Source organism: Leucobacter sp. NPDC058333 (genome assembly GCF_042726155.1).
Classification (GTDB): domain Bacteria; phylum Actinomycetota; class Actinomycetes; order Actinomycetales; family Microbacteriaceae; genus Leucobacter.
The window spans coordinates 229091-243908 of record NZ_JBHXHV010000003.1; the positions used below are offsets into that span (position 1 = coordinate 229091).

13 protein-coding genes are annotated in these 14818 nt (G+C 64.0%); 11 read left to right on the forward strand and 2 right to left on the reverse strand.

The window, feature by feature from the left end:
* Positions 1-8: 8 nt before the first annotated feature.
* Positions 9-2096, reverse strand: coding sequence for a transketolase (gene tkt / locus ACFWHR_RS11570; RefSeq protein ID WP_382448451.1), 2088 nt, complete (start codon positions 2094-2096; stop codon positions 9-11).
* Positions 2097-2184: 88 nt separating this feature from the next.
* On the opposite strand from tkt, the gene ACFWHR_RS11575 reads away from it, so the two are divergent.
* Positions 2185-3117: a heme o synthase gene (locus ACFWHR_RS11575; RefSeq protein WP_382448452.1), complete on the forward strand. Its 933-nt coding sequence runs from the start codon at positions 2185-2187 to the stop codon at positions 3115-3117.
* A gap of 808 nt (positions 3118-3925) precedes the next feature.
* Positions 3926-4480, forward strand: coding sequence for a DUF559 domain-containing protein (locus ACFWHR_RS11580; protein WP_382448453.1), 555 nt, complete (start codon positions 3926-3928; stop codon positions 4478-4480).
* A gap of 101 nt (positions 4481-4581) precedes the next feature.
* Here ACFWHR_RS11580 and ACFWHR_RS11585 read toward each other — a convergent pair whose 3' ends face one another.
* Positions 4582-5517: a heme A synthase gene (locus ACFWHR_RS11585; RefSeq protein WP_382448454.1), complete on the reverse strand. Its 936-nt coding sequence runs from the start codon at positions 5515-5517 to the stop codon at positions 4582-4584.
* A 282-nt stretch (positions 5518-5799) separates the two neighbouring features.
* Here ACFWHR_RS11585 and sufB point away from each other — a divergent pair, with 282 nt between their 5' ends.
* From sufB to pgl, 9 genes are all read left to right on the forward strand, one after another.
* Positions 5800-7218, forward strand: a complete 1419-nt coding sequence (gene sufB, locus ACFWHR_RS11590; RefSeq protein WP_382448455.1) for a Fe-S cluster assembly protein SufB — start codon at positions 5800-5802, stop codon at positions 7216-7218.
* Positions 7218-8405 carry a Fe-S cluster assembly protein SufD gene (sufD, locus tag ACFWHR_RS11595; protein ID WP_382448456.1) on the forward strand — a complete coding sequence of 396 codons (1188 nt, stop codon included), beginning with the start codon at positions 7218-7220 and terminating at the stop codon, positions 8403-8405. The genes sufB and sufD overlap by 1 nt, the downstream gene beginning before the upstream one ends.
* Positions 8405-8731, forward strand: coding sequence for a non-heme iron oxygenase ferredoxin subunit (locus tag ACFWHR_RS11600; RefSeq protein ID WP_382448457.1), 327 nt, complete (start codon positions 8405-8407; stop codon positions 8729-8731). The genes sufD and ACFWHR_RS11600 overlap by 1 nt, the downstream gene beginning before the upstream one ends.
* A gap of 3 nt (positions 8732-8734) precedes the next feature.
* Positions 8735-9493 carry a Fe-S cluster assembly ATPase SufC gene (sufC, locus tag ACFWHR_RS11605; RefSeq protein ID WP_382448458.1) on the forward strand — a complete coding sequence of 253 codons (759 nt, stop codon included), beginning with the start codon at positions 8735-8737 and terminating at the stop codon, positions 9491-9493.
* 16 nt (positions 9494-9509) lie between these two features.
* Positions 9510-9860, forward strand: coding sequence for a metal-sulfur cluster assembly factor (locus ACFWHR_RS11610; protein WP_211648429.1), 351 nt, complete (start codon positions 9510-9512; stop codon positions 9858-9860).
* Between the two features lie 241 nt (positions 9861-10101).
* Positions 10102-11637 carry a glucose-6-phosphate dehydrogenase gene (zwf, locus tag ACFWHR_RS11615; protein ID WP_382448459.1) on the forward strand — a complete coding sequence of 512 codons (1536 nt, stop codon included), beginning with the start codon at positions 10102-10104 and terminating at the stop codon, positions 11635-11637.
* The gene (locus tag ACFWHR_RS11620; RefSeq protein WP_382448460.1) at positions 11634-12566 is read left to right on the forward strand and encodes a glucose-6-phosphate dehydrogenase assembly protein OpcA; all 933 of its coding nucleotides are present in this window, start codon (positions 11634-11636) and stop codon (positions 12564-12566) included. Before zwf ends, ACFWHR_RS11620 begins: the two co-directional genes overlap by 4 nt.
* Before the next feature lie 20 nt (positions 12567-12586).
* On the forward strand, positions 12587-14023 hold the full coding sequence (gene gndA, locus ACFWHR_RS11625) for an NADP-dependent phosphogluconate dehydrogenase (RefSeq protein WP_382448461.1): 1437 nt from the start codon (positions 12587-12589) through the stop codon (positions 14021-14023).
* 27 nt (positions 14024-14050) lie between these two features.
* Positions 14051-14779 carry a 6-phosphogluconolactonase gene (gene pgl, locus ACFWHR_RS11630; protein ID WP_382448462.1) on the forward strand — a complete coding sequence of 243 codons (729 nt, stop codon included), beginning with the start codon at positions 14051-14053 and terminating at the stop codon, positions 14777-14779.
* Positions 14780-14818 lie beyond the last annotated feature (39 nt).

Below are 14818 nucleotides of genomic sequence, written 5' to 3' on the forward strand. Positions count from 1 at the left end.
GGGCGGGTTCAGGCAGCGATCGACGCGCGCGCTGCTGCGACAACTGCGTCGGTCGTGATGCCGAACTCGCGGAAGAGGGTCTCGTAGTCGGCGGAGGCGCCGAAGTGCTCGATCGACACCGAGCGGCCGCGATCGCCGACGAAGCGTTCCCAGCCGAGTGAGAGCCCGGCTTCGACGCTCACGCGGGCAGTAACAGACTTGGGCAGTACGCTCTCGCGGTACTCCTCGGTCTGCTCGGCGAACCACTCCAGGCTCGGCGCCGAAACGACGCGCGCGCCGATGCCGTCTGCGGCCAGACGCTCGCGTGCCTCAACGGCGAGCTGCACCTCGGAACCCGTGCCGATGAGCAGCACGTCGACCGAACCGGTGGGGGAGTCGGCGAGCACGTACGCGCCGCGGCGCACGCCATCGGTTGCCTCCTCGACCGACGCGAAGTCGCCACCGCGCGGCAGCACCGGGACATTCTGGCGAGTGAGCGCGATGCCGGTGGGGCCGGCGGTGCGGGTGAGCATTTCGTGCCACGCGATCGCGGTTTCGTTCGCGTCGGCGGGGCGCACGACTGCAAGGTTCGGAATCGCGCGCAGAGTCGCCAGCTGCTCAATGGGCTGGTGTGTCGGGCCGTCTTCACCGAGCGCGATCGAATCGTGCGTCCAGACGAAGATCGACGGCACATTCATCAGCGCCGCGAGTCGCACTGCGGGCCGCATGTAATCGCTGAAAATCAGGAACGTGCCACCGTAGCTGCGGGTCTTTCCGTGCAGCTGAATACCGTTCAGGATCGCGCCCATGGCGTGCTCGCGAATGCCGAAGTGCAGCACGCGGCCGTAGGGATCACCCTGCCACGCACCGGTGGAACGCTCGACGGGTACGAAGGACGGCACGCCGGGGATCGTCGTGTTGTTCGATCCGGCGAGGTCAGCAGAGCCACCCCACAGCTCGGGCATGATCGGACCGAGTGCCGCAAGCACCTTGCCGCTCGCAGCGCGTGTGGCGATGCTCTCGCCAGGTTCGAATGTGGGCAGCGCCTCGAAAGCGCCGTCCGGCAACTGCTGTGATTCCACGCGATCGAAGAGCGCTTTGTGCTCGGGGTTCGCTGCAGCCCAGGCGTCAAATCCGAGCTGCCACTCAGCGCGCTTGTCGGCGCCCCGCTGCACGGCCTCACGCGTGTGAGCAATCACCTCTGGCGCCACAGCGAAGTGCTGTTCGGGGTCGAACCCGAGGGCGGTCTTCAGCCCGGCCAGCTCTTCGGCGCCCAGCTTCGAGCCGTGAATGCCGCCGGTGTTCTGCTTGCCGGGTGAGGGCCAGCCGATGATCGTCTTGACAATAATGAGAGAGGGCTTCGTCGTCTCAGCCTGCGCCGATTGGATGGCCGCATAGAGTTCTGAGACGTCTTCGACGTATGCTCCGGTCTTCTTCCAGTCGACCTCGATGACCTGCCAGCCATAGGAGTCATAGCGCTTCGCGACGTCCTCGGAGAACGAGATGTTCGTGTCGTCTTCAATTGAGATCTGGTTGGAATCGTAAATGGCGATGAGGTTGCCGAGCTCCTGATGGCCCGCGAGCGACGACGCTTCGCTGGTCACGCCCTCCTGCAGATCGCCGTCGCCGGCCACCACGTAGACGAAGTGGTCGAACGGGCTCGTGCCCGGTGCTGCCTGGGGATCGAACAGGCCGCGCTCGTAGCGAGCCGCGTACGCGAACCCCACTGCCGATGCGAGTCCCTGGCCAAGTGGGCCGGTAGTGATTTCAACGCCGTCGGTGTGGCCGAACTCAGGGTGACCCGGAGTCTTCGAGCCCCAGGTGCGCAGCGACTCGAGGTCTTCGAGCTCAAGCCCGTAGCCACCGAGGTAAAGCTGCACGTACTGCGTCAGCGAAGAGTGCCCCACCGACAGGATGAAGCGGTCTCGGCCAACCCAGTGTGGGTCGGACGGGTCGTGACGCAGCACCTTCTGGTGCAAGAGGTAGGAGACCGGGGCCAGGCTGATCGCCGTGCCCGGGTGGCCGTTGCCCACCTTTTCCACGGCGTCAGCCGCGAGTACACGCGCGGTGTCTACCGCGCGATCGTCGAGTTCATCCCACTGCAGTTCGTTCGCCAAGACGTTCCTTTCCGACCGGAATGAGGCCTGCGCCGCCTTGGCGCTCCCCGGCACAATCTTATCGAACAGCGAGGTACCATAGGGGGTGATGTCCACGCAGAATCCAGCCCAGACTCAGGCCCGAGCCACCGCCGGGCGACCGTCGTTCGGCCGCACGGTCAAGAACTACGTCTCTCTGACGAAACCTCGCGTGATGGAGCTGCTGCTCGTGGTCACGGTGCCGGCGATGATTCTGGCGCAGGGTGGGCTGCCTAACCTCTGGCTAGTGCTCGCGACGCTGGTCGGCGGGGCGATGAGTGCCGGATCAGCTGGCGCGTTCAACTGCTACATCGATCGCGACATGGATCGCAAGATGAAGCGCACTGAGAACCGTCCGCTTGTCACGGGCGAGATCTCGGATCGCAACGCGCTGATTTTCTCGTGGGTCATGGGAATCTTCTCGGTCGTCTGGCTCGCTGTTACGACAAATCTGCTCGCGGCGGCCCTCTCGGCTGGCGCCATCTTCTTCTACGTGGTGATCTACACGATCGTGTTGAAGCGCCACAGCGAGCAGAACATCGTGTGGGGCGGTATCGCGGGTTGCTTCCCGGTGCTGATCGGATGGGCGGCTGTGACCGGCTCGCTCGACTGGCCAGCGTGGGTGCTGTTTCTCGTCATCTTCCTGTGGACGCCGGCGCACTACTGGCCCCTGTCAATGAAGTACCGCAACGACTATGCCGCGGCTGGCGTGCCCATGCTGGGTGTCGTGCGCGGGCGGGTCACCGTCGGCCTCCAGGTGATTTTGTACACGTGGGCGACTGTGGCGGCGAGCCTGCTCCTCATTCCTGTTGCTGAGATGGGGTGGACGTATACGGTCGCGTCGCTCGTCTTCGGTGGCTACTTCATCGTGCAGGCGCACCGACTCTACGGGCACGCGATTCGCGGTGAATCAGGCAAGCCGATGCAGGTCTTCCACACGGCCAACATCTACCTCTCGATCATCTCCCTAGCGATCGCGATCGACGCGCTGCTGCCCTTCTAGCTACGGCTCTCGGGGCTTGGGGGTTTGGGCCTGAGGCTTGGGGTCCTGCTCACCCCTTCGCGGGTGAGCAATTTCTGTCACTTTCGGCCCGATCCGCGTCAAATATTGCTCACCCGAGAGGCGAGTGGCCTCGCACGGGCCTCGGGGAGTGGTGGGTAAGTTCCCGCGTGGGACTTGAGCGAGACAGCGTCGCTCACAGAGGGGTCGGATTCGCGCACGCTACCTATTTGGTGGCGTGCCTGTGGATTACTCGCACGGACTCGTCGGCGACCCCGAACCTGGGTGCATGACACACATTGAACATGTCCGCGCGATATTCGGAGACAGACCATTTCTCACTTCGGACGAGGCCGCGCGCAACCTCACAGCACGCGCACTGCGTCATCGTTCTCTCGCGGCACCCTTTTCTGGAGTTCGCGTGGTCTCAAGTGGCGGACCCTCGCTCGCCGAACGAGCCGTCAACTATGTGCCGCGCTTGCGGCCGGGGGAGTGCTTCAGCCACGTCACCGCGCTCGCCCTATTCGGCTGCCCGATCCGGGTCCTTCACGATTGCCCCGTTGATGTCGAATCGCGTCTAGATCGCGGGCAGGTTCGGTGCGTCGGGGTCCGGGGACACCGCCGCAAGCGGAGCGAACGAATAGTGTTCCTCAGTGCGACTCGTTTCGAGCCCGCACGGCGCGGAATGCGACTTCCTGTGGTTGAGCCTCTGCAGGCGTTGCTTCAGGCAGCGGCGAGCGGAATTCCGTTCGTTGAGCTTGTCGTCGCTGCGGATCACTTGGTCCGATTGGGGCATGCGACTGGAGTCCACATGTCATCCACCCGCATCGACGGCCTCCGTCAGTTTTCGGAGCAAGCTCAAGGCCCGGGAGCCCGGCGATTGCGGCAAGTCGCGAAGCTTGCCCGCGACGGCGCAGAGTCCCGAATGGAATCGTTGACACGAATCGTTGGATATCGGGTTGGCATCGACGACCTTGAACTGCAACTCGAGGTGCGCGATGCGAACGGGACTTGGATCGGGCGTTTCGACCTCGGTGATGTCGCGGTCAAACGAATCATCGAATACGACGGCGAACAGCATCGCACGGTGCGAAGTCAGTACCTGAAGGACATCCGTCGACTCGAGGCCGCACGCGACGCCGGTTGGCGAGTCATGATCGTGCATCGAGAAGACGTGCTTCATGACTACCGTGGACTTGCGCAACGCATGTTGAAGTTTTTGGACCGAGTGCCCCGGCGCCCACGCCCGCCGCTCGCCAAGCTCCTCGAGGAGCGTTATCCGCCAAGCGCTCCCACGGAGTCAGCGATCCCGCAGCTCAAACTCGCTGACGCGCCCGACTCCCGCAGCCCCTCACCTCGCGGGTGAGCAATTTTGGTCACCCCAAGGTGTGAAAGTGTCAAAAATTGCTCACCCGCGAAGGGCAAAGGAGGGAAGGAAGGGGAAGGGAAGTGAGGAGAGGCCCTGGCCTAGGCCTCGAGCTTTGTGGCGGGGCGCTTCAGGCGGAGCACGACGACCGTCATTGTTGCCGCGGTGAGGGCCGCGAGCACCATGTGTATGCCCACCGACAGCGCCGGGAGCCCATTGCGGGCCTGGTAAATGCCAAGAGCGATCTGCACGATGAGCGCGGCGAACAGCACGATGATCCAGCGCAGCGGTCGCAGTCGACGGGCGGCCGCCCACACGAGCAGCGTCAGCGTCAGCGCGAACGCTGCGTAGCCCGGCCACGAGTGGATGTGGCTCATCAGGAGCGCATCGATACCGTCGCGCTGAATCGTCGAGTCGCCCGAGTGCGGGCCCGATCCCGTCGTCAGCACACCCACGATGACGGTGATTGCCATCACGAACGTCGTGATATGGGTCAGGATCGCAAAGGCTTGAGGAACCGCGCGCTCTCTGGGCCCCGCGACGTCATACATCCGCGCGAGGTACGCCGCCGTGATGCACACGAGCGAAAGCGAGATGACGTAGTGGATGCCGACGAGGTTCGCATTCAAGTGCAACCACACAATGATGCCGCCGATCAGTGCCTGCAGCAGGACAAGGCCGAGCACCACCACGGAGATGCTGAACAGATCTCGCCGCGACGCGCGAATCCGCCACGTCAATATGACGACCAGAATGGCGCTGATGAGCAAGGGCCCGGAGATCGTGCGGTTTCCGAACTCGATCAGTGAGTGATAGCTCAGCTCCTCGGTGGGGATGAGCGATCCCGGCGCGCAGAGCGGCCAGTTCGGGCACCCGAGCCCCGAGCCGGTGAGGCGAACGGCGCCGCCCGTTCCGATGATGACGGTGTTCAGCACAAACGACACCCACGCCATCACGCGCAGGAAGCGCGAGGGAGTGCCGAAGCCACGGGAATCAATCCGTGTGCGGGGTGTGCTGGCAGTGGGCGCGCTGGACAACGAGTCTCCTCTCGGCTGCCTCCCAGTGTTGTGCGACGCCCTGAGCGGACATCCCCCGAATGAATCGGAAACCTGTAGAATGGGAAGCTGTGGTTGCGAACGGCAATGCGATGGTTCGATGCTCCGCATCGAATTACCTCGGCCCCGTTCGACGCCCAGAATACTGCACCGCTGCAGGGAACCCGATGTGTGCGTCCACTCACGGAGCTCGCGCACTCCACCGGCCGGATCCCTCCGGCTCGGCCACGGTTTCCCGGGCGAGACGAAGAAGAGGGAGGGATCATGCCTGAGGTACTGATCGACCGACCCGAGCTCGAAGGCTTGGGCCAGTACGAATTCGGCTGGCACGACAGCGACGAGGCGGGCGCAATCGCAAAGCGCGGGCTGAGCGAGCAGGTCGTGCGCGAAATCTCGGCGTTGAAGAACGAGCCCGAGTGGATGCTGAAGCGTCGACTCAAGGCGCTGCAGATCTTCGATCGCAAGCCAATGCCGGCGTGGGGAGCTGATCTCTCAGCGATCGACTTCGACAACATCAAATACTTCGTCCGTTCTACGGAGAAGCAGGCGACGACCTGGGAAGAGCTTCCCGAGGAGATCAAAGAGACCTACGAGCGTCTCGGTATTCCCGAGGCTGAGCGCCAGCGCCTCGTCGCGGGTGTCGCTGCTCAGTATGAGTCTGAGGTCGTCTACCACCAGATCCGCGAGGATCTGGAGGAGCAGGGCGTCATCTTCCTCGATACGGACACCGCGCTTAAAGAGCACCCCGAGATCTTCGAACAGTACTTCGGCACGGTCATCCCGTCCGGTGATAACAAGTTCGCTGCGTTGAACACCTCTGTGTGGTCGGGCGGTTCCTTCGTGTACGTGCCGAAGGGTGTACACGTCGAGATTCCGCTGCAGGCCTATTTCCGCATCAACACGGAAAACATGGGTCAGTTTGAGCGCACGCTGATCATTGCCGACGAGGGCAGCTACGTGCACTACATCGAGGGCTGCACCGCCCCGATCTACAAATCGGATTCGCTGCACTCGGCTGTCGTTGAGATCATCGTGAAGAAGAACGCCCGCGTGCGGTACACGACCATCCAGAACTGGTCGACGAACGTGTACAACCTCGTCACGAAGCGCGCGATCGCTGAAGAGGGCGCGACTATGGAGTGGGTCGACGGCAACATCGGCTCTAAGGTCACGATGAAATACCCGTCGATCTACCTCACTGGCGAGCATGCCAAGGGCGAAACGCTCTCGGTTGCTTTCGCAGGTCCCGGGCAGCACCAGGACACGGGCGCGAAGATGATCCATCTTGCGCCGAACACGAAGTCTTCGATCCTCGCTAAGTCGATCGCTCGTGGCGGCGGCCGCACCGGCTACCGTGGTGAAGTGCGCATTGAAGCGAACGCGCGCCACTCTGCGAATTCCGTGGTGTGTGACGCGCTACTCGTCGACACGATTTCGCGCAGCGACACATACCCAGCGATTGATATTCGCACCGACGACGCGGAACTCGGCCACGAGGCCACGGTGTCACGCGTGAGTGAAGAGCAACTCTTCTACCTCATGAGCCGCGGTATGGCCGAAGAAGAGGGCATGGCAATGATCGTGCGCGGCTTCATCGAGCCGATCGCCCGTGAGTTGCCCATGGAGTACGCCCTCGAACTGAACAAGCTCATCGAGATGGGCATGGAAGGATCCGTCGGATAATGACGCAAGCTGTTGCATCGAAGGAAACGGCTCAGCACGGACTGACCGAGCACTCCGACGGGGACTGGGCTAATCGCATACCTGTGCAAACGCGTTCGGATCGACCGAAGTCGACCGATGTCGCCGACTTTGCAGAGGTCACCGGCCGCGAAGCAGTGTGGAAGTACACGCCCGTCGCCAAGCTCGACGCGCTGTTGAACGGCGAACTCGACGGATCGCGCCTGCCGGTATCGGTCACCGATATCGCTGGCGTGACCTCCGAGTGGATCGCCCGTGATGACTCCCGCATCGGTCGCGCCGGAACGCCAGAAGAGCGCGGTTCGGCCGCTGCCTGGTCGGCGTTCGGCGAGGCTCACCTCGTTACGGTCTCGTCTGAGGAGTCGGTGACCGCGGTCATCACACGCGACTCCCTCGACGCAGCTCCGCGCGCGGCGCACACCGTCATCGAGGCGACGCCGAACTCGCAGGGCCTCGTAATCATTGAGAACACGGGTGCAGCTCAGCTCTCGGAGAACCTCGAGATTGTCGTCGGTGACGGCGCGAAGCTCACCGTCGTGAGTGTCCAGCAGTGGAACGAAGAAGCGATCCAGCTCGCGAGCCACTTCGCGAGCGTGGGCCGTGACGCCTCGCTCACGCACATCGTTGTCTCTCTCGGCGGCGGCGTCGTTCGTTTGAACCCGTCGATCCACCTCGACCACGAGGGCGCGAACGGCGAGGCGCTCGGCGCATACTTCGCTGACGCTGGCCAGCACCTTGAGCACCAGGTCTACATGGATCACGATGCTCCACACACACGCAGCAGGGTCACCTATAAGGGTGCGCTGCAGGGCGAAGGTGCGCACACGGTGTGGATCGGCGACGTGCTGATTCGGAACAACGCCGCGGGCACAGACAGCTATGAGCAGAACCGCAACCTGGTTCTCACCGAGGGCACGCGCGCTGATTCGATTCCGAACCTCGAAATCGAGACCGGTGACATCGAGGGTGCGGGTCACGCGAGCGCGACCGGCCGCTTTGATGACGAGCACATCTTCTATCTGCAGAGCCGCGGCATTTCGGCCGAAGAGGCCCGCAAGCTTGTTGTGCGCGGGTTCTTGGCCGAGGTCATCGCGAAGATCGGTGATGCGGCGACGGAGGAGCGCCTGCAGGCCGCTGTCGACGCCGAACTCGCGGGTTCAGTGCGCTGATGCCGAGGCAAAAGGTGCTCGCCGTAGGCGATCTCGTGCAAGATCAGGCGACCCGCGTGGTCGTTGATGATGTGCCGATCGCTATCGTGCTCGACGGAACCGGCGCAGTGCATGCGATCGGTGACACCTGCAGTCACGGTCAGGTCAGCCTCTCCGAGGGGTTCGTCGACGGCGACACGTTGGAGTGCTGGGCGCACGGCTCCGCGTTCTCGCTCGTCACTGGCGCCCCCGAGAATTTCCCGGCTTATGAGCCGGTTCCCGTTTTTGTCGTCGAGATCGAAGACGGCGACGTGTACATCGACCCCAACGTTACGAAAGAGATTTAACACATGAGCTCCGTTCTTGAAATCAAGGACCTGCACGTCAGCGTCGAGACCGAGCAGGGTGCCAAGCAGATCCTGAAGGGTGTCGACCTGACGATTAAGCAAGGCGAGACGCACGCGATCATGGGCCCGAACGGCTCGGGCAAGTCGACGCTCGCTTACGCGATCGCAGGCCACCCGCGCTACGAGGTCACGAGCGGGTCGATCCTGCTCGACGGCGAAGAGGTACTCGAAATGGGCGTCGATGAGCGCGCTCAGGCTGGCGTGTTCCTCGCCATGCAGTACCCGGTCGAGATTCCCGGCGTCACCAACGCGAACTTCTTGCGCACCGCGAAGACCGCGATCGACGGCGAAGCGCCCCCCATCCGTACCTGGATGAAGGACGTGAAGGCGGCCATGGGCAATCTGCGTATGGACGAGTCCTTCGCCGCGCGTAATGTTAACGAGGGCTTCTCGGGCGGCGAGAAGAAGCGCAATGAGATTCTGCAGCTCGAGCTGTTGAAGCCGAAGTTCGCCGTGCTCGACGAGACCGACTCTGGCCTCGACGTTGACGCGCTGAAGATCGTCTCTGAGGGAGTGAACCGCGCCAAGCAGAACACCGGCCTTGGCGTGCTGCTCATCACCCACTACACCCGCATCCTGCGGTACATCGAGCCCGACTTCGTGCACGTGTTTGTCAACGGCCGCGTCGCCGAAGAGGGCGGGCCCGAGCTCGCAAATCGCCTCGAGGAAGAGGGCTACGACCGCTTCCTCGAAAGCGCCTAGGGCGTAGGCTGGCCGCATGAGCGAGGAAACCACCACGGTGCCCCAGTCGATTGACCCGGAGTTCCGCGAGCAGGCGTACGAGGCATTGAAAAACGTCTCGGACCCCGAGCTCGGCGTGAACATTGTCGATCTCGGTCTGATCTACGATCTGGCGTTCGACGAGGAACACGACGCCCTCGTCATCAGCATGACGCTCACGAGCGCTGGATGCCCGCTGACCGATGTCATCGAGAACGACATCGCAGAGGCGCTCGACGGTCTCGTCACGGCATTCCGCATCAACTGGGTGTGGATGCCGCCGTGGACGCCCGAGCGCATCACCGACGACGGCCGTGACATGATGAGGGCACTCGGATTCGCGATTTGAAACTGCCCAGTGGGCAGTTTCTGATCCGAGTGCCCCGCTGAAAGCGGTCGGATTCGCGATTTGAAACTGCCCGGTGGGTAGTTTCTGATCCGAGTGCCCCGCTGAAAGCGGTCGGATTCGCGATTTGAAACTGCCCGGTGGGTAGTTTCTGATCCGAGTGCCACGCCTAAGGCGGCCGGATTCGCGATTCGGATTATGAGTGCAGCAACGTGAGCCCCCGCGATTTTTGAGAAAGGCTGGGATGCACCTTCCTTCCAACCCTCTGCGTTCAGTAGATGACCCGAGGCTCAGCCGCATTGCGGGGCCGAGCGCGCTCGTCATCTTCGGTGTGACCGGCGACCTGTCGCGTAAGAAGCTCATGCCGGCGGTCTACGATCTCGCGAATCGCGGACTGCTTCCGCCGGGCTTCGCGCTCGTGGGGTTTGCGCGACGCGACTGGAAGGACCGCGACTTCGCTGAGATCGTGCACGATGCCGTGCGCAAGTACGCGCGAACGCCTTTCCGGGAGGAAACGTGGCAGCAGCTCGCGGAGGGCATTCGCTTCGTGCAGGGGCAGTTTGACGATCCCGAGGCCTACGATCGGTTGCGCGACACGGTTGAGACTCTTGACCGCGAGCGCGGCACGATGGGCAATCACGCGTTCTACCTCTCGATTCCGCCAACCGCGTTTCCCGAGGTTGCGAAGCACCTCTCGAGTTCTGGCCTCGTCGACCGCACAGAGGACGACCAGCGCTGGCGACGTGTGATCATTGAGAAGCCGTTCGGACACGACCTGGCCTCGGCTCGTGAACTCAACGATGTGCTTGAATCGGCGTTCCCGCCCGATTCGATCTTCCGTATCGACCATTATCTCGGCAAAGAGACAGTGCAAAACATTCTGGCGCTGCGCTTCGCTAACGCGATGTATGAGCCGATCTGGAACCGAAACTTCGTCGACCACGTGCAGATCACGATGGCCGAAGACATCGGAGTCGGCGGTCGCGCTGGATACTACGACGGCGTCGGCGCCGCGCGCGACGTGATCCAGAATCACCTGCTCCAGCTGCTCGCTCTCACGGCTATGGAACAGCCGATTAGTTTGAGCGCGAGGCACCTGCGTGCCGAGAAGGAGAAGGTGCTTGAGGCGGTCAGCCTGCCTGAAGACCTCGAACACGCCACAGCGCGCGGTCAGTATGCCGCGGGTTGGCAGGGCGGCGAGCTGGTCAACGGGTTCTTGGACGAGGAGGGCATGGCGCCCGATTCGCGCACCGAGACCTTCGCCGCGATGAAGCTCAACGTGAACACACGCCGCTGGACGGGCGTGCCGTTTTACCTCCGCACGGGCAAGCGTCTCGGCCGCCGCGTCACCGAGATCGCCGTGGTCTTCCGCAAGGAACCGGGTGACCTGTTTGGTCAGTCGCAGCGCGTCGAGCAGGGCTCGAACGCTCTCGTGATCCGGGTGCAGCCCGACGAGGGCATCACGATCCGATTTGGCGCCAAGGTGCCGGGCAGCGGCACGCGCGTGCGCGACGTCACCATGGACTTTGGCTACGGCCACGCGTTCACCGAGGCGAGCCCAGAGGCGTATGAGCGCCTCATCTTGGATGTGCTGCTCGGCGACGCGCCGCTCTTCCCGCGCCAGGCCGAGGTTGAACTCTCGTGGCGCATTCTCGACCCGATCGAACAGCACTGGGCCGAGCGCGACGAGCCGGTCGAACAGTACGTTCCGGGCTCGTGGGGACCTGCTTCGGCAGACGAAATGCTGGCTCGCGACGGCCGCACGTGGAGGCGCCCATGATTGAGACTCTGCCCAACACGACGGTGAGCGCGGTGACTCGCCGCCTCGTGTCGATGCGTCAGGAGAGCGGCGTCTCGGCGCTCGGCCACGTACTTACCCTCGTCATCTCGGCCTCCGGCGATCTTGATGAGTCGGTGATCGAGGCCGCGAATCACGCCTCGAGCGAGCATCCGATGCGCGTGATCGTCCTGCTGAGTCGGCCCGACGAAGCAGATCGTCTCGACGCCGAGATTCGCGTGGGCGCGGACGCGGGCGCCAGCGATGTCATCGTGCTGAGGGCCTCGGGCGAGGTCGCGAGCGGCGTGGAGGGGCTCGTCACTGGGCTCCTGCTGCCCGACGCGCCCGTTGCCGTGTGGTGGCCCGAGGAGGCGCCGGATCGCCCGGGCGCCGACCCGCTCGGCCGTATTGGGCAGCGCAGGATCACCGACGCAGCCGCGCCCGACGGATCTGGGTGGGATACCCGAATCGCCGGGTACTCGGCTGGCGACACGGACTTGGCATGGACCCGCCTGACACGGTGGCGCGAATATCTCGCAGCGATCCTCGATGAACCGCCGTTTGAGCCGGTGACGGCCGTCGAGGTCGTTGGTTCGGAAGCCTCGCCGTCGACCGAGCTGCTCGCGGCCTGGCTCGAACTCGCGCTCGGGGTACCAACGACGTGCACACTGCTTGACCGCACGCTGCACGCTGAGGGTCTGCACTCAGTGCGACTCGTTCGCGCGGGGAGCGACGCAGTGTTGAAGCGGCTGTCGCCGACCCACGCCGCGCTGAGCCAGCCCGGCCAGCCCACCCACGAGATCGTGTTGCCGCGGCGCACGCTGAGCGAGTGCCTTGCGGAAGAACTGCGCGGCCTCGGTGAAGACGTAATGTACGGCCGCGTACTTGAGCAGCTCGCGCGCAGCCGCGCGTCGCACTCGACCAGCAATTGACTAGGAACGAAGGAGCCAGCGTGTCTGAAGGCGCAGCGAATATTGGGGTCGTAGGCCTCGCCGTCATGGGAGCGAATCTGTCGCGCAACCTCGCGAGCCGCGAGGGGAACACAGTCGCGGTGTTCAACCGCAGCCCGCAGCGCACGGAGACGCTCGTATCCGAGCATCCCGAAGCTGGGTTTGTGCCCGCGTTCAGTTACGAAGAGTTCGCTGCATCGCTGCAAAGGCCCCGCACCGCGATCATCATGGTGCAGGCTGGGGCCGCGACCGACGCGACGATCGATTCGCTTGTCGAGGTATTCGAACCCGGCGACATCATTGTCGACGGCGGCAATGCGTACTTCCCCGATACGATTCGCCGCGAGCGTGCGGTGCGCGCGACAGGCATCAACTTCGTGGGCGCTGGCATCTCCGGTGGCGAAGAGGGGGCGCTCAACGGACCGAGCATCATGCCCGGCGGATCCGATGAAGCCTGGCAGACGCTCGGCCCGATCCTGCGCTCGATTGCGGCCGTCGCCGAAGGTGAGCCGTGCGTCACGCACGTTGGCCACGATGGCGCAGGGCACTTCGTGAAGATGGTGCACAACGGCATCGAGTACGCCGACATGCAGCTCATCGCCGAGGCCTATGACCTGATTCGCCGGGGAACGGGCAAGTCGCCCGCGGAGATCGCCGACATTTTTGCCGAGTGGAACACGGGCGAGCTCGAGTCCTACCTCATTGAGATCACTGCCGAGGTGCTGCGTCAGACCGATGCGGCGACCGGTCAGCCGCTCGTCGACGTAATTCTCGACCAGGCCGGCGCGAAGGGCACGGGCGCTTGGACAGTGCAGACCGCACTCGCGCTCGGCGTTCCCGTGTCGGGCATCGCCGAGGCGACGTTTGCACGATCGCTTTCGTCGCATCCCGAGCAGCGGGCCGCGGCGTCGGCGTTGCCAGGTCCCGCCGCGACGATCACCGTGTCCGATGAGGCAGCGTTCATTGAAGATGTGCGCCAGGCACTGTACGCCTCCAAGATCGTTGCATACTCGCAGGGGTTCGACGAGATTCGCGCCGGTGCCGCCGAATACAACTGGACCATCGACCTTGGCGCGATCTCCCGCATCTGGCGGGCGGGCTGCATTATCCGCGCGCAGTTCCTGAACCGTATCGCCGACGCATACTCGGCCGAGGCCGACCTTGCGCTGCTGATGAGCGCGCCGTATTTTGCGGACGCCCTATCGCGCGGGCAGGAGGCGTGGCGACGCGTCGTCGTGCACGCGACCGCCGCGGGCATCCCCGCTCCGGCATTCTCATCGTCGCTCGCGTACTACGACGGACTCCGCGCTGAGCGGCTTCCAGCCGCACTCGTACAGGGGCAGCGCGATTTCTTCGGCGCCCACACGTACCGTCGTATCGACCGCGAGGGATCGTTCCACACGCAGTGGTCGGGCGATCGCAGCGAGATCCTCGCGTAGCGAGAACCTGATTCGGAGCCAATCGACATGCGCATCGAACAGCACGCGAATCTTGATGAGCTCGCCATCGCACTCGCGGGTGACCTCATCGGGGTGTGTCGCGCTCGCCAGGCCGATGGGGGAGTGCCCTGTGTGGTGCTCACCGGCGGTACCGGTGGAGCCCGCGCACTAGAGGCTCTCGCCGCTCACCCGGATCGGGATACGGTGAACTGGTCGCGCGTGCAATTCATCTGGGGTGACGAGCGCTGGGTTCCCGTTGGGCATGAGGATCGCAATGATCTGCTGGCGGACGCGGCGTTCTTTGCCAGCGTCGAGGTTGATCAGGGACTGGTCCACCGCGTAGCCGGTTCTGACTCCGGGCTCACGCTTGATGAGGCGGCCGCGGCCTACGCGGAACTCGTGTCGAGCATCGACCGCATCGACGTTGCGCTCAACGGTGTGGGCCCAGACGGGCACGTCGCGTCGCTGTTTCCGGGTCGCGCAGAATTGCTCCTCACCGGTTCGGCGGAGGGCGACGATGTGCCCGCCGCCATAGCCATTAGAGAGTCGCCGAAGCCGCCGCCAGAGCGCGTCACGCTGACGCTGCCTGCGCTGCGCCGAGCCGAGCGCGTCTGGCTGATTGCTGCGGGCACGGGCAAGGCAGATGCGATTTCCCGGGTCGTGTCGCGCACGGAGCCGCTGCTGCCCGCCGCGCTCATCAGTGGCACCACCGAGACGGTGCTGTGGGCTGACGAGGCGGCGTTGGCTGGGGTTTAGGGCGTGCAAATTCACCCCTGAGAGCGACTCGGTCCGCGA